This window comes from Mycobacterium gordonae, assembly GCF_002101675.1.
In the GTDB taxonomy this organism is placed as follows: Bacteria; Actinomycetota; Actinomycetes; order Mycobacteriales; family Mycobacteriaceae; genus Mycobacterium; species Mycobacterium gordonae.
The window spans coordinates 1-12,089 of sequence record NZ_LQOY01000040.1 but is presented as its reverse complement, the minus strand read 5'-3'; the positions used below and the strand labels follow the sequence as shown (position 1 = coordinate 12,089).

At 66.8% G+C, this 12,089-nt stretch carries 10 protein-coding genes; 3 read left to right on the top strand and 7 right to left on the bottom strand.

Annotated elements, in window-relative coordinates:
- The first annotated feature begins 20 nt into the window (after positions 1–20).
- Positions 21–971 carry a 5'-3' exonuclease gene (locus AWC08_RS07365; protein WP_069432989.1) on the top strand — a complete coding sequence of 317 codons (951 nt, stop codon included), beginning with the start codon at positions 21–23 and terminating at the stop codon, positions 969–971.
- On the opposite strand, the gene AWC08_RS07360 is transcribed toward AWC08_RS07365, so the two are convergent.
- From AWC08_RS07360 to pafA, 7 genes are all read right to left on the bottom strand, one after another.
- The gene (locus tag AWC08_RS07360) at positions 972–1,697 is read right to left on the bottom strand and encodes a DUF4333 domain-containing protein (protein WP_065131878.1); all 726 of its coding nucleotides are present in this window, start codon (positions 1,695–1,697) and stop codon (positions 972–974) included.
- Positions 1,698–1,786: 89 nt separating this feature from the next.
- Positions 1,787–4,528: a DEAD/DEAH box helicase gene (locus AWC08_RS07355; RefSeq protein ID WP_069432988.1), complete on the bottom strand. Its 2,742-nt coding sequence runs from the start codon at positions 4,526–4,528 to the stop codon at positions 1,787–1,789.
- Positions 4,529–4,609: 81 nt separating this feature from the next.
- Positions 4,610–5,563: a twin-arginine translocase subunit TatC gene (gene tatC, locus AWC08_RS07350; RefSeq protein WP_142283453.1), complete on the bottom strand. Its 954-nt coding sequence runs from the start codon at positions 5,561–5,563 to the stop codon at positions 4,610–4,612.
- A 26-nt stretch (positions 5,564–5,589) separates the two neighbouring features.
- The gene (tatA, locus tag AWC08_RS07345; RefSeq protein WP_065132809.1) at positions 5,590–5,853 is read right to left on the bottom strand and encodes a Sec-independent protein translocase subunit TatA; all 264 of its coding nucleotides are present in this window, start codon (positions 5,851–5,853) and stop codon (positions 5,590–5,592) included.
- 100 nt (positions 5,854–5,953) lie between these two features.
- Entirely contained in the window at positions 5,954–6,934 is a 981-nt protein-coding gene (locus tag AWC08_RS07340) for a helix-turn-helix transcriptional regulator (protein ID WP_069432986.1), read from the bottom strand.
- Positions 6,931–7,932, bottom strand: a complete 1,002-nt coding sequence (locus AWC08_RS07335; protein ID WP_069432985.1) for a helix-turn-helix transcriptional regulator — start codon at positions 7,930–7,932, stop codon at positions 6,931–6,933. The genes AWC08_RS07340 and AWC08_RS07335 overlap by 4 nt, the downstream gene beginning before the upstream one ends.
- A gap of 17 nt (positions 7,933–7,949) precedes the next feature.
- Positions 7,950–9,308: a Pup--protein ligase gene (pafA, locus tag AWC08_RS07330; RefSeq protein WP_120793091.1), complete on the bottom strand. Its 1,359-nt coding sequence runs from the start codon at positions 9,306–9,308 to the stop codon at positions 7,950–7,952.
- Positions 9,309–9,448: 140 nt separating this feature from the next.
- On the opposite strand from pafA, the gene AWC08_RS07325 reads away from it, so the two are divergent.
- Together AWC08_RS07325 and AWC08_RS07320 are read left to right on the top strand one after the other, a co-directional pair.
- Positions 9,449–10,858, top strand: coding sequence for a GAF domain-containing SpoIIE family protein phosphatase (locus AWC08_RS07325; protein WP_232007762.1), 1,410 nt, complete (start codon positions 9,449–9,451; stop codon positions 10,856–10,858).
- A 93-nt stretch (positions 10,859–10,951) separates the two neighbouring features.
- Positions 10,952–12,089 (top strand): PPE family protein (locus AWC08_RS07320; protein WP_085087572.1); only part of this gene is annotated, 1,138 nt, incomplete at its 3' end.

Here is a 12,089-nt window from a genome sequence, read left to right as displayed (position 1 = left end):
GGCCTGGCAGGATTGTCGGCATGCCCGCACCCCTGTTGTTGCTGGACGGCGCCAGCATGTGGTTCCGCTCGTACTTCGGCGTGCCGTCATCGATCAAGGCTCCCGACGGTCGGCCGGTGAACGCGGTGCGCGGATTCATCGACTCGACGGCAGTGGTCATCACTCAGCACAAACCCAGCAGGCTGGCGGTGTGCCTGGACCTGGACTGGCGCCCACAGTTCCGGGTCGACCTCATCCCCTCCTACAAGGCGCACCGCGTGGCAGAGGAGGAACCCGCCGGCGAGCCCGATGTGGAAGTGGTGCCCGACGACCTGAGCCCACAGGTCGACATGATCATGGAGATACTGGACGCCTTCGGAATCCCGACGGCCGGCGCACCCGGGTTCGAAGCAGACGATGTGCTGGGAACGCTGGCAGCGCAGGAGCGTAACGACCCCGTGGTGGTCGTCAGCGGTGACCGCGATCTGTTGCAGGTGGTCGCCGACGAACCGGTTCAAGTGAAAGTGCTCTACCTCGGCCGGGGACTATCCAAAGCCACCTTGTTCGGGCCAGCCCAGGTCGCCGAACAGTACGGGGTACCGCTCGACCGGGCCGGCGCGGCGTATGCCGAACTCGCCTTGCTGCGAGGCGACCCGTCCGATGGCCTGCCGGGGGTGCCGGGGGTCGGCGAAAAGACCGCGGCCACGCTGCTCGCCCAGCACGGCTCGCTGGAGCAGATAATGGCAGCCGCCGAAGACCCGAAGTCGAAGATGGCCAAGGGAATCCGCACCAAGCTGAAGTCCGCGAGGGACTACATCGAAGCCGCGCACACGGTGGTACGCGTGGCCACCGACGCACCCGTCACGTTGTCCACGTCCACCGACGACCTACCCCTGCACGCCGCCAACCCCAAGCGCACCGCCGAACTGGCTACCCGCTATGGCGTCGGATCCTCGATCTCACGCCTGCAGAAAGCGCTCGACGCGCTGTGACTACTGTGGCCGACCGACCTCGTACGTACCCTTGTCGTCCTGGAACGTCACGGTCACGTGCTTGTTTGCGCCGTCGATGCTCACGGTGCACTCGAAGGTGCCGCCCTTCTTCACCACCGGGTCCGAACCGCCGTTGCACTTGACGTCTTTGACGTTCTTGGCCCCGTAGCCGTTGGTCTCGTCGGTCAGGATCGACTGCACATCGGTGTTGGCCTTGTTGACGTTCAGTTTGGTGGTGACGAAGAACCCGGGGACCACGAAGCCGAGCACCAGGATGACGATCACGAACAGCAGCGCGATCCCACCGATCACCGCCCCAAGGAACGCTTTGGAACGCTTGGGCCCTTGAGGCGCCTGAGTGTACGGCTGCTGCGGGTACTGACCCGGCTGACCCGGCTGGCCCGGCTGCCCGTATTGCGGGGGCTGGCCGTACTGGGGCGGCTGGCCGTACTGAGGAGGCTGACCGTACTGCGGCGTGGCGCCGTACTGCGTGGCTTGCGAGCCGAAGTCGGAGCCGTACCCGGGTGACGACTGCGGATATTGCTGCGGGTATGCGGGCTCAGCCGGCTGCTGGTAGCCGGGGTACTCTGCGGCCGGGTACGACTGCGCATGCCAGGTCGCATCCTGACCACCGGGTTGCTGCTGCCATGGCGAGCCCGCCACGGTCGGGTCCGAGGAACCCCCTGGCGGCTGCCATGACTGGTTCGGCCCCTGCGGTCCACTCATCGTTGCTCCTCAGTCTGATTCGTCCTCGCCACCGTCGCCCCCGGCGGCCCCTATACAAATTCCGGATGTAACCGTAGCTCCGGCCTAGCCTACCCGGCGTCAACTGCGACGACGCCGCGCCGAATGTCATTGATAGCGCGCTTGGCAGTCGACCGCACATCGGGGTCAGGCGCCGCATTGCGAACCTGGTCCAGCAGGTCAAGCACCTGGCGGCACCAGCGCACGAAATCCCCTGCTGACATCGGAGATCCGGATCCGTAAGCCTCGGCGGCGGCCAGTGCCGCGGCCAGGTCGCCGGTGCGCGCCCATCGGTAGATCACCTGGACGAAGCCGTCGTCGGGTTCACGACTCTGCCCGATACGGTGGGTCTGTTCGTCCGCGCGCAACTCCGTGGACAGCCGCGCGGTCTGCCCGAGCGCCTGTCGCAACCGCGGCGTGGGGACGTCGGTGCCGAACGGGGCACCCGGGCCGTCACCGCCGCGGGCTTCGTACAGCACCGCCGACACCACCGCCGCCAGCTCGGCCGGTTTCAGCCCGGCCCATGCACCGGTGCGCAGGCACTCGGCAACCAAAAGGTCGCTCTCGCTGTAGATCCGTGCCAACAACCGCCCGTCGTCGGTGACGTGCGGATCCGACGACGGTCCCTGGATGAACTCGCGCTCGGTGAGCAGACCTACGATCCGGTCGAAGGTGCGGGCGAGAGAATTGGTGGCAGCGGCCACTTTGCGCTGCAATTGCGCATTGTCGCGTTCGATACGCAGGTAGCGCTCGGCCTGCCGGACCTGCGCCTCCACATCGGGCGCCTTGTGCGACGGGTGCCGACGCAACTCATCGCGCACTGACGACAATTCCGGGTCGTAATGCGTGTCGTCCTTGGAGCGGCGGCCCGCCGGAATGGCCAGACCTTCGGCCGCCGAGCGCAAGGCGGAGGCCAGATCGCGCCGCACCCGCGGCTGGCGGTGTTCGACCCGCTTCGGCAACGTCATCGACCCGACCGGCGGCGTCGCGCCCGAGTAGTCGGCCGATGAGATCCGGCCCGCCCAGCGATGTTCCGTCAGCACCAGGGGTCGCGGGTCGTCGGTGTCCCGTGCCGATTCCAGGACGACGGCCAGCCCGCCGCGTCGCCCGTGGTTGATGTTGATGATGTCACCGCGCTTCAGGGCGGCCAGGGCGTCGCTGGCGGCTTGCCGGCGGTGCAGCCGGGACGCTCGGGCCTGAGACCGTTCCAGCTCGCTGATCCGCGCCCGCAACCGGGCATATTCCAGAACGGGAGCCTCGTGCCCGCCCAACTCGGCGGCGATTTCGTCGAGCATCGTCTTGCCGCGTTCGATGCCGCGCACCAGACCGACGACGGACCGGTCGGCTTGATACTGGGCGAAGGATTGCTCGAGCAGCTGGTGCGCCTGTTCGGGGCCGAGCTGGTGCACCAGGTTGATCGTCATGTTGTACGACGGGGCGAAGGAGCTGCGCAGCGGGAACGTGCGGGTCGATGCCAGACCGGCTATCTCGGACGGCTCGGCGGTGCTGTCGGAGGGATGCCACAGCACGACGGCATGGCCCTCGATGTCGATCCCCCGGCGGCCGGCACGGCCGGTCAGCTGCGTGTACTCCCCCGGGGTCAGCGGCACATGCTGCTCGCCGTTGAACTTGACCAGCTTCTCCAGCACGACGGTGCGGGCCGGCATGTTGATGCCCAGGGCCAGCGTCTCGGTGGCGAACACGGCCCGGATCAGCCCGGCGGTGAAGAGTTCCTCGACGGTGTGACGGAACGCCGGCAGCATTCCGGCATGGTGGGCCGCAATGCCGCGCAGCAGCCCTTCGCGCCACTCGTAATAGCCCAGCACAGCCAGGTCATCGTCGGCCAGGTCGCCGCACCTGTGCTCGATGACCTCGGCGATCTGCGCCCGCTCCTGTTCAGTGGTCAGCTTCAGCGGCGAGCGCAGGCACTGCTGCACAGCGGCGTCGCAGCCGGCCCGGGAGAACACGAACGTGATGGCCGGCAGCAGCCCCGCCGAGTCCAGCGACGCGATGACGTCCGGCCTGGCCGGCGGCCGGTAGAAGCGTGGCCGCGCGGGCCGTCCGGGGTTGCGCCGGCGCGGCTGCCAGTCCGACATCCGGTCGGCTTCGCGGCGGTGGGCGATGTGGCGCAGCAGCTCGGGGTTGACGTGCGGCTTGTCCTTGGCCGAGCCGTCGGAACGGTAGTCGAACAGGTCGAACAGTCGCTTGCCGACCAGAACGTGTTGCCACAACGGCACCGGACGATGCTCGTCGACCACCACGGTGGTGTCACCGCGCACTGTCTGGATCCAGCCGCCGAACTCCTCGGCGTTGCTCACCGTTGCCGACAGGCTTACCAGCCGCACTTCGTCGGGCAGGTGCAGGATGACTTCCTCCCACACCGGACCGCGCATCCGGTCGGCCAGGAAATGCACCTCGTCCATAACTACGTGCGAAAGGCCTTGCAGCGCAGCCGAATCCGCATAGAGCATGTTGCGCAACACCTCGGTGGTCATGACCACTACCGGGGCGTCGGCGTTGACGGACAGATCACCGGTCAGCAGCCCGATCCTGTCCTTGCCATAGCGCAACGTCAGGTCGGTGTGCTTCTGATTGCTCAACGCCTTCAGCGGCGTGGTGTAGAAGCATTTGCCGCCACCCGCCAGCGCCAGATGAACGGCGAATTCACCGACGACCGTCTTGCCCGCACCGGTGGGCGCACACACCAGCACACCGTGACCGCCTTCCAGAGCAGCACACGCCCGGCGCTGGAAATCGTCGAGAGGGAATGGCAGCTCGGCCGCGAACTGGGCCAACTCGGGCAGTTCAGTCACGCCCGGCCTCGCCAGGGTGCGCCAACCGCCGGTCGCAACGGCGTGTCGAGGTACCGACACGCACGCTCGCGCCCGCGCGGATCAGGTGACGTCGTCATGAGTTCCGCCGATCACCGACGGCGCCGGTATCGGCGAAGGTGGCTCGATGACCGATGCCTCGTCATCGGGTATCGCGGCGGCCTCCCGCTTGGCCTTCCGCTTGTCATGTATCCGAGCAATTTGGATCGCAAATTCCAGCAGCACCGTCAGCGCCAAACCGAGCGCGGTCATGGAGAACGGATCGGAGCCCGGTGTGAACACCGCGGCGAACAGGAACATCGCGAAGATCAGTCCGCGGCGCCAGTTCTTGAGCCGCTCGTAGGTCAGCATGCCCGCGACGTTGAGCATCACGATCAGCAGCGGGAACTCGAAGCTGACGCCGAACACCACCAGCAGGTTGATCAGGAAGCCGAAGTACCGGTCACCCGACAGCGCGGTCACCTGCACGTCGCTGCCCACTGTCAGCAGAAAACCCAGGGCTTTGGCCAGTACCAGGTACGCGAGGACGGCGCCGGCGACGAACAGTATTACGGCCGGAATGACGAAGGCCACCGCGAAGCGGCGCTCCTTCTTGTAGAGCCCAGGCGTGATGAAGGCCCACAGCTCGTAGAACCACACCGGGCAGGCCAAGACGATTCCGGCGGTCATCCCGACCTTGAGGCGCAGCATGAACTGGTCGAACGGCGCGGTGGCCAGCAACCGGCATTGCCCGTCAGCGCTGATGCTGGCCCGCGCCGACTGAGGCAGCGCGCAATAGGGGTGCCGCAACCACTCGCCGAGGCTTTCCAGGCCGAAGACGGCGTGCGAGTACCAGACGAAACCGAACGCCGTGGTGACCAGGATCGCGGCGATCGATATCAATAACCGCGTGCGCAGTTCGGTCAGGTGATCGACCAGCGACATCGTCCCGTCAGGGTTGACCCGGCTGCGCCGATTACGCGGGTTGAGGCGTTTGAGGGGACCAAAAGCGCGCGCTGAAACCCTGGGACCTTTCACGACATTCGGTCAGGAGTGCGGACGGGCTACGCCGGCCGCGCTTCGGTGTGGCCCTGCTCGGCAGGGGCCGGCGGCTCGACACGCTCCGCCTGCACCGGGGTCGGTGCTGCGGCAGGGGCCTGAATCGACGAGTCGGCCTTGTTCTCGCTCTGCAGCTCACGGACCTCGGACTTGAAGATGCGCAGCGACTTGCCCAACGAGCGCGCCGCATCGGGAAGCCGCTTGGCACCGAACAGCACGATCACCACTACAGCGAGGATCAGCCAGTGCCACGGTTGAAGACTGCCCACTTTGATTACCTCCAGACGTCCACCCGATGCTACCGCAGCACGGGGACGTGTCCGGGACGAGCGAACGGTCGGAGCGCCGCCTAGCGCAAATCACGGGGTGTCAGGGCTGCTCAGAGCTACTTTGCGCCGCCTCATACGCCGCGAGGCCCGCTATCGCGGCCGCTCGCACCCGGTGGGCGAGTGAATCCGGTGCCAGCACCCGCACGGCCGACCCCAAACCGAGCACCAGCCGGGTCATCCAATCCTCCGAGGCGTAAGTCATGGTCACATCGCAGGACCCGTCGGGCAGCTCCCGGGGATCGCGCAAGGGGTAGTACTCGAACATCCAGGACGCCGAAGGGTCCAGCCGCAACGTCGCCGACGGCAGCGCGGGGTCGCCGTCGAACAACGACGTGTCGGGCGGGGACTGCAATACCGGCTCGGGGGGCGCAGCCGGCTCGTTGAGCTCGGCGGCGTCGACAATGCGGTCGAAGCGGAACAGCCGCACTCCCTCGGCCTCGCGTGACCAGGCTTCCAGGTAGCTGTGGTCGCCGACCAGCAGGACGCGGATGGGGTCGACGACGCGAGTGCTGAGCGTGTCATGCGAGGCCGCGTAGTAATCGATGGTCAACGCCCGCTTGTCGCGAACAGCGGCGCGCACCGTGGCGGCGGCGCGACTTTCCGCGGGGGCCGGTTCGTCGACGGCGGTCGCGGCGTCGTGGTGTCCGGCGGCACCGGCCGCCGCGGCGATCTTGGCGATGGCGCTGCGCGCCGCTTCCGGGTCGACGACGCCGGGAATGTCAGCCAGCGCTCGCAGCGCCACGAGCAGTCCGGTGGCCTCCGGCGAGGTCAACTTCAGCGGGCGGTCGATGCCCGCGGAGAACGTCACCTTGACGGTGTCGCCGGAGAACTCGAAATCGATGAGATCACCGGGGTCGTAACCGGGCAGGCCGCACATCCACAGCTGTTCGAGGTCCTTTTGCAGCTGATCCTCGGAGACGCCGAGCTCCGCGGCCGCCTCGGCCTTGGTGATGCGTGGGTTGGCCTGCAGGTACGGCACCATGTTCAGCAACCGGACCAACCGGTCGGATACGGGAGTCACTGAGGCCGCCCCCCTGCCGCCGCCCGCAGTCTGGTCAACACGTCCTCGCGCAGGGAAGCCGGCTCCAGCACGATCGCATCAGCCCCATAGGCGGCGATCTCGCGGGCCAGCCGGTCGTTGAAACCGATGTCCAGCTCGAGCACGTCGCCGACGCGGCCCGCCAATTGCCGCGCGCCGACGAAGCGTCCGGCGCGGCGCAGTGCCGTGGCACGCCCGTCGGCAACCCACACCGTGGCCAGCGCTCCGGTCGGGCCTTCGGCGACCGCGTCGGCCACAATCCGCTTCAGGTCGACATCGTCAGGCACCGTGACAGCGCCGGGCTGCCCGACCGTGGTCACGTCGGCGCCGATCCGGGAGAGCCGGAAGGTGCGGGTCGCGTCGCGGTCGCGGTCATGACCCACCAGATACCAGCGGCCCTTGTCGGTAATCACGCCCCACGGTTCGACGGTGCGAGTGGCGTAGGGCGCTGAGCGCGACGATCGGTGCGGGAACTGCACCGCCTGCCGAGAATTGATGGCAGACAACAGGATTCCGAGTACTTCTTCCGATTGCCGCAGGCTCGGCACACCGGCCGGGGACGCGATGGAGACGGACCCGACGGAGTCGACGGAGTCGACATCGATGCCGGCCGCGCGCAGTTTCAGCAGCGCGCCCTGAGTCGCGGTGATCAACTCGGGTGACTTCCAGAGCTGGGTGGCGACCGCCACCGCGGCCGCCTCCTCCCGCGTGAGGTCGACGGGAGGCAAAGCGTAGGCGTCGCGGTTGATGCGGTAACCCTCGGCCGGGTTCAGGTTGGAGACCTTGCCGACCTCCAGGGGGATACCGAGGTCACGCAACTCGTTCTTGTCGCGTTCGAACATCCGGGAGAACGCCTCCGCGGACGGACTGTCGGCATATCCCGCGACGCTGGACCTGATCTTTTCGGCGGTGATATAGCCACGGGTGGACAGCAGGGCGATGACCAGGTTGACCAGTCGCTCGACTTTGTTGATGGGCATCTGGTTCAGATTAAGTGCTACATACTCGCGATCAGTCGCTTGACCCGCTCGTCGACGGCCCGGAACGGGTCCTTGCACAGGACCGTGCGCTGAGCCTGGTCGTTGAGCTTGAGGTGCACCCAGTCGACGGTGAAATCGCGGCCGGCGGCCTGGGCGGCGCTGATGAACTCGCCGCGCAGCCTGGCACGCGTCGTTTGCGGCGGGCGGTCGACGGCGTCGGCGATCTCCTCGTCGGTAGTCACCCGAGCCGCCAGACCCTTGCGCTGCAGCAGGTCGAACACGCCGCGGCCGCGCTTGATGTCGTGGTAGGCGAGGTCCAGTTGAGCGATCTTCGCGTCGGACAGCTCCATGTTGTAGCGGTCCTGGTAACGCTGGAACAGCTTGCGCTTGATCACCCAGTCGATCTCGGTGTCGACCTTCGCAAAATCTTGGCTCTCGACGGCGTCGAGCTGGCGGCCCCACAGGTCCACCACCTGCTCGATCTGCGCGTTGGGTTCACGGGTCTGCAGGTGCTCGACGGCCCGGCTGTAGTACTCGCGCTGGATGTCCAGCGCACTGGCCTGACGGCCGCCGGCCAGGCGCACGGGCCGGCGACCGGTGGTGTCGTGGCTGACCTCGCGGATGGCGCGGATGGGATTGTCCAGCGAAAAGTCCCGGAACGCGACCCCCGCCTCGATCATCTCCAGCACCAGCGCGGCGGTGCCCACCTTGAGCATGGTGGTGGTTTCGCACATGTTCGAGTCGCCCACGATGACGTGCAGCCGTCGGTACTTCTCGGCGTCGGCGTGCGGCTCGTCGCGGGTGTTGATGATCGGCCGGCTGCGGGTGGTGGCGCTCGAGACGCCTTCCCAGATGTGTTCGGCGCGCTGCGACAGACAGAAGGTGGCGGCCTTCGGGGTCTGCAAGACCTTGCCGGCCCCGCAGATGAGCTGACGGGTAACCAGGAACGGCAACAACACGTCGGAGATCCGGGAGAACTCGCCGGCCCGCACGATCAGATAGTTCTCGTGGCAACCGTATGAGTTGCCCGCCGAGTCGGTGTTGTTCTTGAACAGATAGATATCGCCGCCGATGCCCTCGTCGGCGAGCCGCTGCTCGGCGTCGATCAGCAGGTCTTCGAGCACCCATTCACCGGCGCGGTCATGGGTGACCAGCTGAACGAGGCTGTCGCATTCTGCCGTCGCGTACTCGGGGTGGCTGCCCACATCGAGATACAAGCGCGCGCCATTCCGCAGGAAAACATTTGAGCTGCGACCCCACGACACCACCCGCCGGAAAAGGTAGCGGGCCACCTCGTCCGGAGACAGTCGGCGATGCCCGTGAAAGGTGCAGGTGACACCAAACTCCGTCTCGATGCCCATAATTCGTCGCTGCACGTAATCGAGGGTACTTGTTGTCCAATTGCGGTGGTGACGAAGCCACGCCAGGAGATGGGGATAGGTGATCGCGACCGCCCGCTTGCGGCCTGAGCATTGGATATGATGAGCACGCCCCCGCTCGGGCCCCGGGGCGTCAGATGACCCTCCGGCGCGGAATGTGGCGAACCATTTCAGAAAATCTGCGCATCCAAGCCCTCGAGCGCTACCGCGTGCTCGACATGCCGCCAGACCGGCTGGTGGCACGGATACCCCGGTTAGCGGCTCAATCCCTCGGAATGCCGATGGCGACGGTGTCGATTGTCGGCGAGGACGACATTTACTTGATGGCCACCCACGGCCTACCGGATTTGGCGCGCCTGCCACGGGACGAGGGACTGTGCGGGTCGGCTGTCATGAACAGCGGCCTATACGTCGTGAACGATGCGCCATCCGACCCCCGCACGGCCCACAACCGCTTCGTGCACACGCACCGCGTCAAGTTCTATGCGTGCGCTCCCATCGTGACCTTCGACGGATTCAGCCTGGGCGCGGTCGCCGTGATGGACACCGAAGTGCGCACGATGTCGGACGTACAACTCTCAGTACTGCAGGACCTGGCGGCGATCGTGATGGAGCAGCTCGACTTGCGCCTGGCCTCACTGGACGCGCTCGGGGTGGAACGCGGTCTGCGCAGCGCCGCCGAAGACGCCCGCGACGACGCCCGCGTCCAGCGCCACCACGCCCAGCAGGCGCGGGACACCGCACAACGTGAGCGCGACGACGCGCGTGAGGATCGAGACGTCGCGATTCGCGACCGCAACATCGCAGAGTACGACCGCGATCTCACCGAGGAATACGCAGCGGTCCTGCAGCGAACCTTGCTACCGCCGATGCTGCCCGCCATCGAGGGCGCCTCCCTGGCAGCCCACTACCACCCAGCCTCCCCGCGCCGTGTCGGCGGCGATTTCTACGACGTGTTCGCCCTTGGTAACGACCGTTGGGCCTTCTTCATCGGTGATGTCGAAGGGCATGGCGCGGAAGCGGCTGTGGTCACGTCGCTGATCCGGTACACCCTGCGGTCTGCCGCCCTGCATTACAGCGACCCGATCGACGGGCTTGCCGAACTCAATGCGGTGTTGCTCCGGGAGTTGTATCCACGGCGCTTCTGCACTGTGCTGTTCGGCACCCTGCAGCGACGATCCGACCACGACGGATTCATGATCACCATCGCCACCGGCGGGCACCCCCCTGCTCTGCTGCTCGACCCCAGGAGCAGGACCGCGACCGAAGTCCGCTCCGACGAAGGAATGCTGGTCGGATTGCGCGCCGATGCAAAGTTCCACGCCTGCGAGATGGTCCTGCGGCCGGGGCAGACCCTGCTGGTCTACACCGACGGCATCGTCGAAGCCCGCCGCGGCGCAAATCCGTTCAACGAGGACAGCCTGGCCGCCTTCGCCGCCGAGCACGCCGGACCGGACGCCGCAGGGCTGATCGAGGAACTGGCAACGCTGATCCCCAAACTAGGGCCGGCCGACGACATCGCCGTACTGGCGATCAGCGCCACCTAGAGGGCTAATCGACCCCTGGTGTCGAGGCAGCGAATATAAAAGTTAGGCTGTCCGAAACTTCGCTTGAATTGAGTCTTCGGAGGGCTGGGCACAATGACGGCGGCTGTGTGGATGGCAGTTCCGCCGGAGGTTCACTCCGCGCTCCTGAGTCAAGGCCCGGGGCCGGGGCCACTGATGGCGGCGGCGTCGGCGTGGCAGGCCCTCGCCGTCGAATATGCCGCCGCGGCGGACGAAATCAGGGCATTGATGGCCGCGACGCGGGCGTCGTGGGAAGGTTCCGGCGTGCAAGCGTGGGCTGCCGCGCACGAGCCGTATCTGGCGTGGTTATCACAGAGCAGCTCGGACAGCCTGGTGGCGGCGGCTCAACACGAGGTTGCCGCGATCGCGTACTCCGCCGCTCTGGCGGCCATGCCGACCCTGCCCGAATTGGCCGCCAACCACGCCATCCACGCTGCACTGGTCGCTACCAACTTCCTCGGGATCAATGCCATCCCGATCGCACTCAACGAAGCCGACTATGTCCGGATGTGGGTCCAGGCCGCGACCACAATGACCGCTTATGAAGCCAGTTCAGCGGCGGCGGTCACCTCGACGCCGCCGTCATCCCCGGCTCCGCAGATTCTGCGCGCGACGGCACAAGCCCCGGCAGCCTCGCTCGATCCGGTGCGGATGGCGCTGAACGCGCTCGAACCGATCCTGAACAGCTTCGGCGTCAACCCGCTCATCCGCAATCCGCTGGTTTCCAACGTCGTGACGTCCTTCATCGCGGATGTATTGGAGAATTTCGGCATCTACTGGGACCCCGCCGCCGGGATGCTCAACGGACTCGATTACGAGTACTACGCGGATGCCACGCAACCCATGTGGTATCTCGCCCGAGGCCTCGAACTGATCGGGGACTCCATGCAGATGACGCAGAATCCGACGCAAGCGATTCAGTACATGCTGGCCCTGGCCATCTTCGATTGGCCCACCCACATAGCCCAGTTCGGCACCGCTATCAGCCAGTCCCCACTGCTGCTGGCCGCGGCCGGCGGCGCGCTGATGTTGCCAGCGGCGTCGGCCGGCGGGCTTGCCGGGCTCGCCGGGCTGGCGACGGCGCCTCAACCGGCTGCCGCACCTGCACCGCAGACCGGGCCGGCCGCCACCGGCTCCTCGCCGACGGCGGCCATGACTGCTCACCCGCCAGGTTTGGCTACGGCCCCCGCGTCCGCCCCAGCCCCCACCGCAC